Raw genomic sequence first — 16,099 nt, forward strand, 5'->3', positions numbered from 1 at the left:
ATGCCAGTGTTTTGCCCGACGGAGCAAGCAATTTCGGCAAAGACGAAATTCTGGCTTCGGCGCACACAAATTTTTCTCCAGCCTTTTCAACCCCATCTCTACTGTGCATGGGGTTGTTTTCGCGCTTTTTGGTGTTGCCTCCCTAACCACCTGCAAGCGACAGGAACCTGCTGGGCCTGCCGCGGGTTCTATCCCCGTCATCCCGGCACCTCGCCGGGGCAGATGAAGGGGTAAAATTCCTGCATGCAGTGGAGCCTGCTCCGACCGGTCGGCCTTGTCGCCGCGGCTCTTGTCCTCACCACCGTTGCGACCAGCGCCGAGGGCGGCAAATCGGCCGGTCCGTCCGAATTCCTGCTGGTGGCGCAGATCGTGCTGTTGATCGCGGTCGGCCGCGGTCTCGGCGAGATCATGCAGCGCCTCGGCCAGCCCTCGGTGATCGGCGAACTGCTCGCCGGCATCCTGCTCGGTCCCTCGCTGTTCGGTTGGGTCTGGCCTGACGCGCAGCACGCGATCTTCCCCAAGACGCCCGAGCAGAAAGCGATGATCGACGGCATCGCGCAGTTCGGCATCCTGCTGCTGTTGCTGCTGACCGGCATGGAGACTGACCTCAAGCTGGTCAGGAAGGTCGGCAAGGCCGCGATCGCGATCTCGATCGCTGGCATCCTCGTGCCCTTCGCTTGCGGTTTCGCGCTCGGCGAATTCCTGCCGGACGCGCTGTTGCCGAACCCGCAAGCCCGCCTGGTGGCGTCGCTGTTCATGGGCACGGCGCTGTCGATCTCCTCGGTGAAGATCGTCGCGGTGGTCGTGCGCGAGATGAACTTCATGCGCCGCAATGTCGGCCAGATCATCGTCGCCACCGCCGTCATCGACGACACCATCGGCTGGATCATCATCGCCGTCATCTTCAGCCTGGCCTCGCACGGCACGCTGGATATCGCCTCGGTGGCGAAAGCCGTGCTGGGCACACTGGCCTTCCTCGCCATCAGCTTCACCATCGGCCGCCGCCTCGCGTTCCAGCTCATTCGATGGGCCAACGACAATCTCGTCAGCACCGCACCGGTCATCACGGTGATCTTGCTGATGATGTGCGCCATGGCGCTGATCACGCATCTGATCGGCGTCCACACGGTGCTCGGCGCCTTTGTCGCCGGCATTCTGGTTGGAGAGTCCCCGATCCTGACGCGGCAGATCGACGAGCGCCTGCGCGGGCTGATCTCCAGCTTCTTCATGCCGGTGTTCTTCGGTCTGGCCGGCTTGAGCGCCGACCTCACCGTGCTCCGCGATCCCAACCTGCTGATGCTCACCGGCCTGCTGGTCGTGATCGCCAGCGTCGGCAAGTTCGGCGGCGCTTTCATCGGCGGAACCGTGGGTGGGTTGAACACACGGGAGTCGCTGGCGCTCGCAAGCGGGATGAACGCGCGCGGCTCGACCGAGGTCATCATCGCCACCATCGGTCTTTCCATCGGCGTGCTCAGTCAGAACCTGTTCACGATGATCGTGACCATGGCGATCGTGACCACGATGGCAATGCCGCCGATGCTGCGCGCGGCGCTGGCGAAGCTGCCGATGAGCGAGGAGGAGAGGGAGCGCCTGGAGCGCGAAGAGTTCGAGAAGCGCGGCTTCGTCGCCAATCTCGAACGTCCCTTGCTGGCAGTGGACGAAAGCGTCAATGCCAGCTTCGCCGCCCACATCGCCGGCCTGATCGCCGGCATGCGTGGCCTGCCAATCACGGTGCTGCACATCGGCAAGCGCGCCAAGGAGCAGGAGAAGGGCCGCGACGAGGAAGAAAGCCCCGAAGCGGTGGTGAAGAAGGCGGCTGAAGCGGTATCAGCGAGCGGTGACCAGGATGTCCGCAGCGTCGATGTCACGACGCGGGTCCGCAAATCCGGGCTCGGTGAGACGATAGGAGACGAAGCGAAGAAGGGCTTCGATCTCCTTGTCGTCGGTATCGACAAGGTCGCGGCTACCAAGGATCGATTCGACCGCAAGATCGAGGACATTGGAGCGGAGTTCGAAGGGCCGCTCGCGATCGTCGCGGCCAAGGGCAAGCACCTGAAGCAGCCGATGCCCGAGGCGCTCAACATCCTCGTTCCGGTCTCCGGCAGCGGCGTCTCCAAGCGCGGCGCCGAGGTCGCGGTCGCACTGGCGCAGGCGGGATCAGGCTCGCTCCGGGTGATCTACGTCGCGACGACACGCGACAAGGGCGCGCAACGCTCTCGTGGTCTGAGCCAGGAGGCCGGTATCCTGAAGGACGCCAGCGATCTCGCCGCCCGCTACGAAGTCGACATCACCACGACCTTGCGCGCGAACCGGACACCTGAAGCGGCAATCCTGCGCGAGATCGAGACCACCGACGTCGACCTCGTGGTGATGGGCGTCGACCGCATCCAGGCCGATCACCTCTCCTTTGGCGGCGTCGCCGACGCCGTGCTCAGGCAGGCAAAGGTCTCGGTGCTGCTGGTCTCAAGCGGCGAGGCGCGGCCGAATTCCACGGAGAAAGCCTAGGACTTCACCTCGGCCACTGCCACCGCCTTGGGCGTCTTCTTCGACGCACGCCAATTCTCGAAGCGCTGCACCACCACGAAGAACGCCGGCACGAACAGCACCGCGAGGCAGGTCGAGGCCAACATGCCCGAGAACACCGTGATGCCGATCGACTTGCGCGCGCTGGCGCCGGCGCCGGTCGCGATCACCAGCGGCACCACGCCGAGGATGAAGGCGAACGACGTCATCAGGATCGGGCGGAAGCGAGCGCGCGCAGCTTCGATGGCGGATTCCAGCACCGGCTTGCCGTCGCGGCCGTGCAGCTCGAGCCCGACCTCGACGATCAGGATGGCGTTCTTGGCCGACAGCGCGATCAGGAGAATCAGGCCGATCTGGCAATAGAGGTTGTTGTCGATCTTCAGTGCGTTGAGGATCAGCATGGGGCCGAGCAACGACAGCGGCACCGCCAGGATCACCGAGATCGGTGCGTACCAGCTCTCGTACTGGCCGGCGAGCACGAGATAGACCAGCAGCATGGCGAGCCCGAACACCCAATAGATCTGGTTGGAGACGGCCTTCTCCTGATACGACATCGCGGTCCATTCGTAGCCGGTGCCCGGCGGCAGCGTCTTGTCCGCGATTTCCTCCATCAGCTTCAGCGACTGCCCCGAGGAGTAGCCCTGCGCGGGCAGGCCGATGACCGTCGAGGACGGATAGAGATTGTAGAGGCTGATCAGCGAGGGACCGGTGGCCGGCGTGATCGTGGCGACGGTGCCGATCGGGATCATGTCGCCGTTCGAGTTGCGCACCATCATGTTGGCGATGTCGCGCTCGGTGACGCGGAAGGCGGGATCGGCTTGGGTGTAGACCTGGAACACGCGGCCGAACTTGTTGAACTGGTTGACATAGGACGAGCCGAGATAGGTCGACAGCGCTGCGAACACCTGGTCCGTCGTAACGTGCAGCGTCTGGGTCTTGATGCGGTCGATCTCGACGTTGAATTGTGGCACCGAGGAGCGGAACGAGGACTGCACGCGCTGCAGGGCGCTCTGGCCCTGGCCGTTGCTGACCATCGCGCCCGTGATGGCCTGGAGCTTGGCGAAATCGCTGTTGCCGTCGCGCAGCTCGACCTGCATCGAGAAGCCGGCTGCGTTACCGATGCCCTGGATCGGCGGCGGCGGCAGCACCAGTGTGCGTGCCTCCATGATCACAGCGAGCTTGTCGTTCAGCCCGTAGACCAGCGAGCGCAGATCTTCGCCCGGTCCTTTGCGCGCGTCCCAGTCCTTCAGGATGATGTAGGCGACACCGGCATTGGCAAGGCTGGCGCTGTTGTCGAGTGCGGAGATGCCGGCGATGGTGATGACCTGCTGGACTCCAGGCGTGTCCTTGATCAGCTCGCTCGCTCTGTCGAGCGCCTTCTGGGTCCGCTCCAGCGCGGCGCCGTCGGGCAGTTGCACGGCGGCGATCAGATAGCCCTGGTCCTCGATCGGCAGGAAGCCGGTCGGCACCCGGGACAGGCCGTAGCCGCCGATCCCGATCAGCACCAGCGCGAATGCGACCGAGATCGTGGCATGCCGGCACAGGAAGCCGATCAGCCTCGTGTAGCCACGCTCGACGCGATCATAGACCGCGTTGAAACCCCGGTAGAAGAAATTGCGCTGCTCGGGCGGCACGGTCGGCCGCAGCCAGAGCGCACATTGCGTCGGCTTCAGCGTCGCGGCGTTGATAGCAGACAAGAGCGCGGTTGCCGCGATCACCAGTGCAAATTGCGAATAGATCCGGCCCGTGAGGCCCGCGAGGAACGAGGCCGGCAAGAACACCGAGATCAGCACGAGCGTGATGCCGACGATCGGCGCGAACAGCTGGTCCATCGCCTTGATCGCGGCGTCGTGGCCATTCATGCCCTGCTCGATGTTGTGAGCAGCACCCTCCACCACGACGATGGCGTCGTCGACAACGATGCCGATCGCGAGCACGATCGCGAACAGGGTCGACATGTTGATGGTGAAGCCGAGCGCCGCCATGGCGGCGAAGGCGCCGATGATGGTGACCGGCACCGTGGTTGCCGGCACCAGCATCGCGCGCCAATCCTGCAGGAACACCAGGATGACGACCAGCACCAGGAGGCCGGCCTCGATCAGCGTCATGTAGACCTCGTGCACCGAGGCCTGCACGAATTTGGTGGTGTCGAACGGCGTGTCGTATTTCATCCCTTGCGGGAAGGCCTTTGCAAGCTGCGCCATCTTCTTTTCGACGGCCTGCTCGACCTGGAGTGCATTGGCGCCCGGCGACTGGAACACGCCGATGCCGGTGGCCGGCTGCTTGTTCAGGGAGAAGATCTGGCTGTAGGTCTGCGCGCCGAGTTCGACCCAGCCGACGTCGCGCACCCGCGTCACGTCGCCGCTGGTGCCCGATTTGACGATGATGTTCTCGAATTCGGTGGTGTCGTCGAGCCTGCCGTTGACGTTGAGGGTATACTGAAACGCCTGTCCCGACGGTGTCGGCGGTGCGCCGACCTGGCCGGCGGAGACCTGCTGGCTCTGCTGCTGGATCGCCTGAATGACATCCTGCGGCACCAGGCCACGAACCTGCAGCTTGTTCGGATCGAGCCACACCCGCATCGAATATTGGCCGGCGCCGAACACGGTGACGTTGCCGACGCCGGGCAGGCGCGAGAGTTCGTCGCGAAGGTTGATGGTGGCGTAGTTGCTCAAATAAAGGCTGTCGAACGTCTTGTCGGGCGAGGTCAGCGTCACGAACAGCAGGATCGACGTCGACCGCTTCTGCACGGTGACGCCCTGGTTCTGCACCGACTGGGGCAGCTGCGACAGCGCGCTGGAGACGCGATTCTGCACCAGCACCTGCGCGAAGTTGAGGTCGGTGCCGATCTTGAAGGTCACGGTCAGCGTATAGGTGCCGTCCGAACCGCTGTAGGACTGCATGTAGAGCATGTCCTCGACGCCGTTGACCTGCTGCTCGATCGGCAAGGCGACGGTGTCGATCACGGTCTTGGCGCTGGCGCCGGGATAGCGGGTCGTGACCTGCACCGTCGGCGGCACTACATCGGGATATTGTGCGATCGCGAGATTGAACAGCGCGACGCCGCCGATCAGGATCATCAGCAGCGCGATGACGTTCGAGAGGACCGGCCGCTCGACGAAGAATTTTGAGATCATGGCAGGCGCTCCTACTTACTTGGCAGACGCCTGCGGCTGCTCGATCTTCGTCACCTGCGGGTCGATCTTCTGGCCCGGAATCACCCGCAGCAGCCCTGCGATCACCACGCGGTCATCCGGCTTCAAGCCGCTTTCGATCACGCGCAGGCCGTGGTCGACGGGACCGATCTGCACCTTGCGTTGCTCGACAACGTTGTCGCTATTGACGACGAGGAGATAGCGTCCGCCCTGGTCGCTGCCGAGCGCTGTGTCGGGCACGAGCAGGGCGTCCTTCTCCTGGGTGAAGGGCACGCGGACGCGGACGAAATAGCCGGGCAGCAGCACCCGCTTGTCGTTGGGCACGAGACCGCGCACCGCGAGCGTGCCGGTCGACTGGGTGAGGGTCGGGGCGACATAGTCGAGCTTGCCCTCATGCGGATAGCCGGCCTCGGTCTGCAGGCCGACTTGAATCGGGAATTGCTTCATGTCGGCGGCGGTGAGCCCCCGGCGGGCGGCCTCGGCACGGATGCGCAGCACGTCCTGCTCGTTGACGGTGAAGTTCACATAGATCGGGTCCATCGCAACGATGGAGGCGAGTTGAGTCGGGGAGGAGACCCCGACGAGTTCGCCGATCGAGACCATATGCGCGCTGACGACGCCGTCGAATGGTGCGCTGACCTTGGTGTAGCCGTAGTTGACTTCGGCGAGGCGGGTATTGGCTTGGGCCTGCTGGAGGTTGGCCTGTGCGTTGTCGCGGTTCGAGGTCGAGTTGTCCAAGGTCGCTTGCGAGGCCGCTTGCCGCTGCACGAGATCGCTCTGCCGCTTGTAGTCGGCTTCCGCCTGCCGGAGCGAGGCCTGCGCGCCGGCCTCGGCCGCCTGCGCCTGGTCGAGCTTGAGCTTGTAGGTCTCGGGCTCGATCGTGAACAGCTGGGTGCCTTGCTTGACGAACGCGCCGTCCTGGTAGTCGATTGATTGCAGGAATCCCTGCACGCGCGCGACGAGATCGACATTCTTGACCGGCGCGGTGTTGCCGGTGGCCTCGACATAGCGGGTCACCGGGCGCTGCACCGGCGCGGCCACGTCCACCTTGGGCGGGGGCGGCGCGACGAACGTATTTTTGTCCTCGCAGCCGGTGAGCGCGGCCACCGCCATCGCGGCGGCCAGTGCCTGCCCGACATGTCTCCACGCTCCGTTGCGCCGTGCGGGAGATGCGGGATTCGCGCAGGTCATTCGGTGGCCCCCGGTTGCTGTCTGTCGGGGCGTGAGGCTACCAACAAATGCCCGGACGTGGAACACCATAGCCATGGCAGTCGTCGGCCTTGTGCTACAGCCTGCGCTGTGGCCTTTGGCAGTTTTGCCATCACAAACCGCTTTTCATCGCGCGCACGATCGACCAGAATTATGTCAAAGGCCGTGCGGCGGCACGCGGAGTAGTCGGGACGAACAAGAGAAGAATAAAAGAAGAAAAGGTCGGGAGATCATGACATGCCCACGTCTCTCCAGTCGGTGCTTGAGTCGGTCCTTGCCGGCCTCGTTCTCGCAGCGGCGGTTGCCATGCCCGCGCTAGCCGATGGTCTGAAGGACGAGATCGCGCCGACCGGCAAGCTGCGGGTCGCGATCGCGATCAGCCCGGCGGGCGGCGCGTTCTGGTCCACCAAGACCGAAGCCGGCTATGCCGGCGTTCCCGTCGATCTCGGCAGGGAGATGGCTGCGCAGCTCGGCGTGCCCGTCGAATATGTCGTGCACCAGAATTCCGGCCAGATCACCGATGCGGCGTCGAAGGGGACTCTTGAAAAAGGTGCTTGGGACGTCACCTGGCTGCCCGAGGATCCCGAGCGCGAGACCAGGATGATGTTCGGCCCGATCTACGAGGTCGCGGACGCCACCTACATCGTCAAGCCCGGCTCAAGCGTCACCAATTTCGCGACGCTCGACCAGCCCGGCGTCAAGGTCGCGGCCGTCAACGCCACCACCACCATGCGCGGCGCGGTCACGCATTTGAAAAACGCGAAGGTCTGGGGCTATCAGACCTACGACGAAGTCTTCGGCCTCCTGAAGAGCGGCGAGATCGACGCCTTCGCGCTGTCGCGCGACCAGCTCAACAAGATGGCGCAGAGGATTCCGGGCACGCGAGTGCTCGACGAGACGTTCAAGAAGACCCTCACCGCGGTCGCCGTCCCGCTGGGCCACAGCCATTCTCTGGCGTTCGTGAGCAAGTTCATGAACGAAGCGACGACGAACGGCACCTTGCGCAAGACCTATGACAATAACGGCCTGAAGGACTCGCCGATCCGCACCGAATAGGATGGGCCAGCGCGACGTGCTCGGCCTGCATGGTTCGAGACGACCGCTTTGGCGGGCTCCTCACCATGAGCGTTTGATGTCCCGCCGCAAAACGCGACCTCAGCGCGGTTTGATCTCTGCGTATTTCGCCATCGCCTTCTCGAACTTCCGCTTGAACAGCCACATCGCCGCGAGGATCTCGCGGAAGCTTGCGGAGGAGCGCGCCCGGTCGGCCTGTCCAAAAGCAAAAATGCTGTTGTTGCGCAGGTGCTTCATGATGGTCGGACTGGATACCCTGTAGTTCAGGAGATCGCCGGACTTGAGCGCCGACCGCGTCGGCGTGGGAACGATCTGGATCAGCTCGAACAGCTTCATCTGGTCGATCGGGTCGGGCAGCGTCTTCACGATTCCCGGGATATCCCGGAAAACATCCGCATGCGCGTTCATCAGGCCGTCGCGCACGTTGGTCCAGTGATTGAAGCGATGATCGGTGCCGCGGGCCCGCGCCTCCTCCTTGTCGTCGCGCGCGCTCAACCCGGGATTGGCCGCCGCGATCTCGCCCTTGATGGCGTCCCATTTCCTGCGGCCGTTGCGGTCCTCGGACGGGCCGGTCTGGAAGCTGCCCATATAGGTGTTCGAGCGCCCGTTGCGGACGTTCTGCTTGCCGTTGGTCTCGGCGAAGAACAGCCCGAGGCTGATGCGGCCCGCGGCTTCGGCGTGGTCAGGCGCAAGCCCCTTGGCGCGCGCGATCGCGACCGCGAGATCTACGACGTCCCTGAACGGCGTCGCCGAGTTCTGCGCGCCGGCCGGCGGTGCTTCCATGATCTCGAACAGCTTTGAGTATTCGTCCACCAGCGGCTCGATGTCGGCATCGAAATAGGCCGGAGGTATCTCGAATTTGTTGGGCCTGCCGATCCGCGACGGCATGGCGTCGGTGAGATCCTTGTAGGCACTGATCACCGCGACGCGTGCCAGATACACCGCTTGGCCCGGCAGGTTCGGCAACGGCTGCCTGGCGTCGATCTGGCGGCGCCGCTCGGCCAGGATCGCCTTGAAGTCGTCGAGCGCACGCTCGTAGGAGGCAAGCGCTTCCGCTTGCCTGGCCGTGAGCGTTTGCGCCCGGCTCGGGACGAACGTCGTAAGCAGTAGCCCAAGCGCCGCGATGATTGCGAGGAGTTGACGTCGTGCAGGCATGGCCGGTTCCCCCAACGATTCGTCGGTCGGGGGATCGTAGCCTAATCGTTGGCTTCGGGCGGCAGGAAGTCGACATCGTGCAGCGCCGAGATGCGCACGACCTCGGCCGGGTCGGTCAGGTCATGGAGCTGATTGAACAGCGCCTCCAGCTTCTGCATCGGCGAGACCCAGAACAGCGCGCGGGCCGGCTTGTCGGATTTGTTGAAATAGCCGTGCGGGATACCGCGCGGCAGGCGGACGAGGTCGCCGGCATGGGCTTTCACCCATTTGCCGTCGAGCTTGAGGTCGAGTGTGCCTTCCTGCACCAGGATGAATTCGTCCTGGGTCGGATGGATGTGCACCGGCACGAACTGGCCGGGATCGCTGTTGGTCTCGAACGCGAAGGTTGACTCGGTGACGGCCTTTGGGAAGTAGACCTGGCCGAGGATGTTCCAGGTCTTGCCGCCATAGCCCGTACCGTTCGCGGTGCGCCCTTTTCGAGTGCAGTCATGGCTCGCCTCCAATGGGATTGTAACTGATACGAGTGTTGCGCAGCAGCCATGCGCTGTCCATGCGCAAGACTCGCACTAATGCCTGTCGCGTTCAGCCGCCTGCCTGCGCAGAAAGCCTTCGAGATCAGCCTGCACTGAATAGGGCGTCGGGATCGGATCGCCCGCGTCGTCGACAGCGGTGTCGAGAGAGCGGCGCAGCATGCGCGCGAGCTCGGCCTTGCGGTAGGGCTTGGTCAGAAGCGGCGCGCCCTTGGTGGCGCGTCCCTGCGAATGCGGGGCGTCGTAGGCATAGCCCGACGTGAACAGCACCCGCAGCGAGGGGCGCGCTGCCACCATTTCGTCGGCGAGCTCGCGTCCATTCAAGTTGCCGGCCATCACGATGTCGGTGAAAAGCAGGTCGAAGGGCGTGCCTTCGGCCGCGATGGCCAGTGCCTCGGCCGCATTGCCGGCCGGGATGACCTTGTAGCCGAGGCTTTCGAGCTGGACCGTGACGTACTGGCGGACGTCGCGGTCGTCCTCGACACAAAGGATCGTTTCCGTCCCGCCCACGACCTTGCGCTCGTCGTAGCCGGTGGGGCGAAGCGTGCTCGCCTCCGCCTTCGGCAGGTAGATCGTGAAAATCGTGCCGCGTCCTTCTTCGGGCGAGACCTTGATGCCGCCGCCGGACTGCTTGACGAAACCGAACACCATGCTGAGGCCGAGCCCGGTGCCCTTGCCGACGTCCTTGGTCGAGAAGAAGGGATCGAAGATCCGTTCCAGGATGGCTGGCGGAATGCCCGTGCCGGTGTCGGCGATCTCGATCTCGACATAGTCGCCGGCATAGCCGGCCCCGATCGCCACGGCCTCGCGGACGCCGAACACGACGTTGCGCGTCGTCAGCGTCAGTCTGCCGCCACCCAGCATCGCGTCGCGGGCGTTGATCGCGAGGTTGAGAAGCGCCGAGCTCAATTGGCCGCGATCGACGAGGGCGAGCCAGACGTTGGCGTCGAGCCGGGTCACGATCTCGATCTTCTTGTCGAAGGTTGCCAGCAGCAGCTTTGCGAGCTCTTCCAGCAGTTCATTGATGTCGCTATCGGCCGGCTTGAGCGCCTGCTTGCGGGCAAAGGACAACAGGCTCGACGTCAGCGCGGCGCCGCGGTCGGCGGCGTCGCTGATCAGCTTGGTGATGGTCGCGAGCGGCGGATTGTCCTTCACGGCGTCGGCGAGGATCTCGATCGTGCCCGTGATCACGGTGAGCATGTTGTTGAATTCGTGGGCGATGCCGCCGGTGAGCTGGCCGACCGCCTCCATCTTCTGGGCCTGGATCAGCTGCTCCTCCGCGGCGCGCTTCCGGGTGACGTCCTTGACGAAATTGTTGATGAGGGTGCGACCCCCGATGTGGAGCGCCGTGCTGGACGCCTCGATCAGGATCTCGTCGCCGTTCCGGTGCAGCAGGGTCGCTTCGAACCGGATGCCGATCGGCGTATCCGACAGTTCCGGCAGCAGCCGCATCATGCGTTGCCTGAAGCCGTCGCGCAGTGGCTCGGCAATGAGGAGGTTGACGACGTCGGTGCCGAACGCCTCCTTGCGCGTCCATCCCGTCAAGGCCTCGGCCTGAAGGCTCCATTCCAGCACGATGCCGTTCTGGTCGGTCTGAACGAAGGCGTCGAGCGCGGTCTTGATGACGGCTTGCGTCATCTGTGCGCTGGCCCGCGCTTGCTCGGTCAGCAACGCGGCGGCGCGTTTTTCCTGCGCCGTTTCGATCGCGCGCGTGCACAGACGAGCGAGCAGGACGGCAATGGCGCCGCTTGCGAGCAGGGCGACGATCTGGGCAATGCCGAACCCGATTCCGGTCGCGGCATAGGAGACGAGGAGAGCCGCCGCGGTCACGATGACCTGCGCGGCCATCGCGAGTGTCAGAAGCCCCCTGAGTTTCATGGTCTCACACCAACGCGTCAGTCGCGGACCCCTCGTGTCCGCCCTATCAATGTCCGGCTCCACGTGAGCTACAGATGTCAGCTACAGATTCCGCGCGGCGGCGTCGAGGGGCAATTTGCGGTGGTGTCGGGTGGTGGTGCTTCAACCTGCCGGCGAATCGGTCTGGCGCAGCGTCGTCACCCAGATCACGCGCGCGGTCTGCTGGGTCGGGTTGTCGAACATGTGCGGCACGATGCTCGGAAAGCGAAAGCTGTCGCCGGCCTCGAGCAGATGGGCCTGGTTGTCGAGCCACAGCCGCAGGCTGCCCGAGAGGATATAGCCCGCCTTCTCGCCGGTGTGCTGCAGGAAGTCGGTGCCGGACGAGGCGCCGGGATTGAGCGTGAGCTCATAGAGTTCGAGTTGGCCTTTGTCCGCCGGCGTCAGCGCTTCCTTGACGACGCCGCTGGCGGTGAGCCGCAGCAGGCGCCGGCTGTTCTTGCGCACAATGTAGCGCTGCACGTCGGCGGGATCGGTGGTCTCGAAGAAATAGGAGATGGGAACGTCCAGCGCGATGCTGAGCAGGCGCAGCGTGCGAATCGACGGCATGGCGCGCGCGCGTTCGAGCTGGCTGATCATGCCGTTGGAGAGGCCGGTCTTGTTGGCGACGTCCTGGATCGACAGGCCCGCACGCTGGCGCAGAAGCCGCACGGTTTCACCGAGGCGCTGGTCGACGGCGCCGTCGGCCTCGATCGCCGGGGTATCCTTCGGATCGTTGATCTCGCCGCGACCATCCATGTCGCTCTCCCATGCATCATCTCAGCCCGGAGGACGACGGTCCGGAGCTTCAGTCGAAGTGAAAAGGTCGCGCATCCTAGCAATGCGATTGACAGCTGTATTTAGTCGTGATGAACTTTTGATAGAAAAATTTAGAAGCACTAAAGCCCACTCCTGTCCCTTGCCGGGGATCTCGGGGGCGCGGGAGACGGTGCCGCGTGCGAGAACGGAGAGTGGTCATGGCGGACGACACCGGGAAGTTCGGCGTTGGGGCACTGCAACTCGGCATTCCGAATCGCCGTCAGATCTTTCAGCTCGGTGCGGGCGCCGCGGCGGGATGGACGCTTTCGGGCAACGCATTTGCGCAGACCGAACGCCCGACCCAACCGCCGGACAAGCCGCGCGGGCAGGTGATCGCGGCGCTGTCGCAGGAGCCGACGGTCTTTCATCCCCTGATGCCGGGCATCGAAGTCGATCAGGGCATCTGGTGGCAGGTGTTCTCTCCGCTCTGGTTCATCGATCCCGACGGCAAGTTCGTTCCCGACCTCGCCCGCGAAGTCCCGACCATCGAGAATGGCGGCCTGTCGGCCGACGGCCGGACCTGGAAGATCAAGCTCCGCAGCGACGTGAAATGGCACGACGGTACGGCGTTCACCGCCGAGGACGTCAAGTTCTCGCTCGAGCTGATCAACAATTCCGATTTTCGCGCGCGCAGCCGTGTCGGCCATAGCCTCGTGAAGGACATCAAGGTCGTCGCGCCGGACGAGATTCACTGGCGCATGGAAGCTCCCTATTCGCCCTATATGTCGATCCTGGGATCGCTGACCTTCATCGTACCCAAGCACATCCTGGAGAAGGTGACCGATCCGAACGCCTCGCCGTTCCACAACGCGCCTGTTGGCACCGGGCCGTTCCGCTGGGGCGAGCGCGTTCCCGGCGACCACATTCAGTTGAATGCGCATGCCGGATACCACGGCAAGGGACCTTACGTTGAGCGCTTGGTCTTCAAATACATTCCCGATCTCACCGTGCTCTACACTCAGTTCCGTACCGGGCAGGTCGATTACACCGGCCTGCAAGGCATTTTGCCGAACTTCGTGCAGGAGGCGAAGACGCTGAAGGGGCGCAAGATCTTCGTCTCCTCGACGTCGTCGGTGGAGCACATCGCGCCCAATCTGGAGTTCGGCGCGTTGGCGGACCGCACCGTGCGCGAGGCGCTTTATCTTGCGATCAACAAGCAGGCGATCATCGACGCGCTGAACTACGGCTTGCCGACGCAGACCGAAAGCTTCGTGCCGCAACAGGCCTGGTCGTTCCAGCAGGGACTGCCGCAGCACAAATACGATCCGGCCAAGGCCAACACGCTGCTCGATGCGGCCGGTTGGGTCCGCGGCGCCGGCGGCGTGCGCGAGAAAGGCGGCGTCAAGCTCGAGTTCGCCAATTCCACAACGTCGGGCAATGCGGTGCGGGAGCAAACCCAGCAACTGCTGATCCAGGACTGGCGCGCGATCGGTGCCGCGATGCGCGTGAACAACATGCCGGCGGCCGTGATCTGGGGCGATTTCTGGCAGCAGTCGAAATTCAATTCGGTGATCGTGGGGGTGAATTTTATGCTCGGCAGCGACCCCGACGTGACGCCTCGCTTCGGCTCCGGCGCCATTCCTGCCAAGGGTGGCCGCGGCTACAACACCTATCAGTATCGCAACCCTGAGGCGGATCGGCTTCTCGCAGAAGGTGCCAAGCAATTCGATCTGACGCAGCGCAAGTCGACCTATGGCAATCTGCAAAAGCTGATCCGCGACGACCTCGCGATCCTGCCGCTGTTCCAGGGCTTCATCGCCGAAGGCGTGAAGGAAGGGCTGCAAGGCTTCCGTCCCAACATCAACATGTCGATCAACTGCTGGAACATCCGCGAATGGTACTGGGCCTGATGGATCAGGTGCGCGAGATCGCCTGAGATGGCCCGTTACGTCGCCAATCGCCTGGCGCAGGCGATCATGTTGCTGGTGATCGTGTCCGCGATCGGCTTCGCCATCCTGCATCTGGCGCCTGGCGGTCCGCTCTCGCAATTCGCGGCGTCCGCGCAGATGACGCAGGAGGACCTCGATCGCGTTACCCGGCAGCTCGGGCTCGATCGGCCGCTGCCGATCCAGTATCTCGATTGGTTCGGCCGGATGCTGAGGGGCGATTGGGGCCGCTCGTATCGCGACGGCGAGGCGGTGCTGTCGGTGATCTCTTCTCATCTCGGCGCCACGCTGGAGCTGATGGCGACCGCGACCATCATCGCCGTCCTGCTCGGCTGCTGGATCGGTGTGCTCGGTGCGCTACGCCGCTATTCGCTGTTCGATACGCTCGCAACCGTCGGCGCCATGATCGCGCTGTCGATCCCGACCTTCTGGTTCGGACTCGTCACCATCTACGTGTTCTCGGTGAAGCTCGGTTGGCTGCCGGCCGGCAACCGGCAGACCGTCGGCGATGGCTCCTTCCTCGACTTGCTGCATCATCTGATCGCGCCGGCCCTGGTGCTCGCGCTGGTCGAGACCGCGATGTGGGGCCGCTTCATGCGCTCCTCCATGCTCGAAGTCATCAACCAGGACTACATCCGCACCGCGCGCGCCAAGGGCATGCCGGAATGGCGTATTCTCACTGTTCACGCCCTGCGCAACGCGCTGCTGCCGATGATCACGGTAGCCGGCCTTCAGTTTCCGACGCTGCTCGGGGGCGCGCTGGTGGCCGAGACCGTGTTCACCTGGCCCGGCATGGGGCGCCTGTTTCTCGATTCCATCGGATATCGCGACTATCCCGTGGTGATGGGCATCCTGATGTTCTCGGCGATCATGGTGCTGATCGGATCGCTGCTCGCCGACATCCTCTATGCCGTCGTCGATCCGCGCATTCGGGTGGGCTAGCGATGACGACGGCCGCCCTCTCCACCAATCAACTTGCGCCGGGCCAGGCCGCCTGGCGGCGCTTCCGCCGGCACCGGCTCGCGCTCGCGGGCGCCGTGATCATTCTGCTGCTCATCCTCGGTTCGGCATTCGGCCCGTACCTCCTGCCGTTCGACGATACCTATATCGACATCATGAAGCGCTTCGCGCCGCCGTTTTCCGGCGCGCACGTCCTCGGTACCGACGAACTCGGCCGCGATGTGCTGGCCCGGTTGATGATGGGCGCGCGTGTCTCGCTGTCGATCGGCTTCGTCGCGATGGTGATCGCGATGGCGGTGGGCATCGCCGTCGGCGCCTTCGCCGGCTTCTATGGCGGCGCGGTCGGTGCGGTGCTGATGCGGCTCGTCGATGCCATGCTCTGCTTTCCGACCATCTTCCTGCTGCTTGCGCTCGCGGCGCTCATCGAGCCCGGCTTCGTCACCACCACCGTGCTGATCGCGGCAACCGCATGGATGTGGGTGGCCCGCGTCGTCGAGGCCCAGGTGCGCTCGCTGCGGGAACGCGAGTTTGCGGTTGCTGCACTCGCGTTCGGCTCGTCGAACCTGCGGATCATGTTCCGCGAGCTCGTGCCCAACGCGGTCGCGCCGATCGTGGTGGCTGCGACGCTGAACGTCGCCAAGGCGATCCTGCTGGAGTCCTATCTGAGCTATCTCGGTTACGGCATCCAGCCGCCGGCCGCGAGCCTGGGCAACATGCTCAACAACGCGCAGATCTATCTCACCAGCGCGCCTTGGCTCGCGATTGCGCCGGGCCTCGCCATCACGCTGGCGGTGACGAGCTTCAACTTCCTCGGCGACGGCCTGCGCGATGCGCTCGATCCGCGAATGAACATCCCATGACAAGCCGACGAGCTTCCATCGAACTGAATATCTGG

Annotated in this window: 11 protein-coding genes; 5 read left to right on the plus strand and 6 right to left on the minus strand. The window is 64.3% G+C overall.

The features are described 5' to 3' along the window. Positions 1-243: 243 nt before the first annotated feature. Positions 244-2,505: a cation:proton antiporter domain-containing protein gene (locus ABIC03_RS19940; RefSeq protein ID WP_354060322.1), complete on the plus strand. Its 2,262-nt coding sequence runs from the start codon at positions 244-246 to the stop codon at positions 2,503-2,505. Here ABIC03_RS19940 and ABIC03_RS19945 read toward each other — a convergent pair. Further along, the gene (locus ABIC03_RS19945) at positions 2,502-5,660 is read right to left on the minus strand and encodes an efflux RND transporter permease subunit (protein WP_354060324.1); all 3,159 of its coding nucleotides are present in this window, start codon (positions 5,658-5,660) and stop codon (positions 2,502-2,504) included. The genes ABIC03_RS19940 and ABIC03_RS19945 overlap by 4 nt on opposite strands. Before the next feature lie 15 nt (positions 5,661-5,675). After that, a complete protein-coding gene (locus tag ABIC03_RS19950; protein WP_354060326.1) occupies positions 5,676-6,869 on the minus strand; it encodes an efflux RND transporter periplasmic adaptor subunit in 1,194 nt (397 codons plus the stop codon). A 255-nt stretch (positions 6,870-7,124) separates the two neighbouring features. On the opposite strand from ABIC03_RS19950, the gene ABIC03_RS19955 reads away from it, so the two are divergent. After that, a complete protein-coding gene (locus ABIC03_RS19955; RefSeq protein ID WP_354060328.1) occupies positions 7,125-7,943 on the plus strand; it encodes an ABC transporter substrate-binding protein in 819 nt (272 codons plus the stop codon). A gap of 99 nt (positions 7,944-8,042) precedes the next feature. Here ABIC03_RS19955 and ABIC03_RS19960 read toward each other — a convergent pair whose 3' ends face one another. The 4 genes from ABIC03_RS19960 to ABIC03_RS19975 form a co-directional block, all read right to left on the minus strand. Beyond that, complete coding sequence (locus ABIC03_RS19960) at positions 8,043-9,116, minus strand: hypothetical protein (protein ID WP_354060330.1); 1,074 nt, start codon at positions 9,114-9,116, stop codon at positions 8,043-8,045. A 41-nt stretch (positions 9,117-9,157) separates the two neighbouring features. Continuing rightward, complete coding sequence (locus ABIC03_RS19965) at positions 9,158-9,619, minus strand: cupin domain-containing protein (RefSeq protein ID WP_354060332.1); 462 nt, start codon at positions 9,617-9,619, stop codon at positions 9,158-9,160. Between the two features lie 63 nt (positions 9,620-9,682). Next, the gene (locus tag ABIC03_RS19970) at positions 9,683-11,524 is read right to left on the minus strand and encodes an ATP-binding protein (protein ID WP_354060334.1); all 1,842 of its coding nucleotides are present in this window, start codon (positions 11,522-11,524) and stop codon (positions 9,683-9,685) included. A 141-nt stretch (positions 11,525-11,665) separates the two neighbouring features. Next, positions 11,666-12,298 carry a cupin domain-containing protein gene (locus tag ABIC03_RS19975; protein ID WP_354060336.1) on the minus strand — a complete coding sequence of 211 codons (633 nt, stop codon included), beginning with the start codon at positions 12,296-12,298 and terminating at the stop codon, positions 11,666-11,668. A 218-nt stretch (positions 12,299-12,516) separates the two neighbouring features. Here ABIC03_RS19975 and ABIC03_RS19980 point away from each other — a divergent pair, with 218 nt between their 5' ends. From ABIC03_RS19980 to ABIC03_RS19990, 3 genes are read left to right on the plus strand one after another with little or no spacing between them, the layout of a single operon-like run. Next, positions 12,517-14,208 carry a peptide ABC transporter substrate-binding protein gene (locus ABIC03_RS19980; RefSeq protein ID WP_354060338.1) on the plus strand — a complete coding sequence of 564 codons (1,692 nt, stop codon included), beginning with the start codon at positions 12,517-12,519 and terminating at the stop codon, positions 14,206-14,208. 27 nt (positions 14,209-14,235) lie between these two features. Then, complete coding sequence (locus ABIC03_RS19985; protein WP_275169229.1) at positions 14,236-15,186, plus strand: ABC transporter permease; 951 nt, start codon at positions 14,236-14,238, stop codon at positions 15,184-15,186. A 2-nt stretch (positions 15,187-15,188) separates the two neighbouring features. Continuing rightward, a complete protein-coding gene (locus ABIC03_RS19990; protein ID WP_354060340.1) occupies positions 15,189-16,064 on the plus strand; it encodes an ABC transporter permease in 876 nt (291 codons plus the stop codon). Positions 16,065-16,099 lie beyond the last annotated feature (35 nt).

Source organism: Bradyrhizobium sp. RT6a (assembly GCF_040547675.1).
In the GTDB taxonomy this organism is placed as follows: domain Bacteria; phylum Pseudomonadota; class Alphaproteobacteria; order Rhizobiales; family Xanthobacteraceae; genus Bradyrhizobium.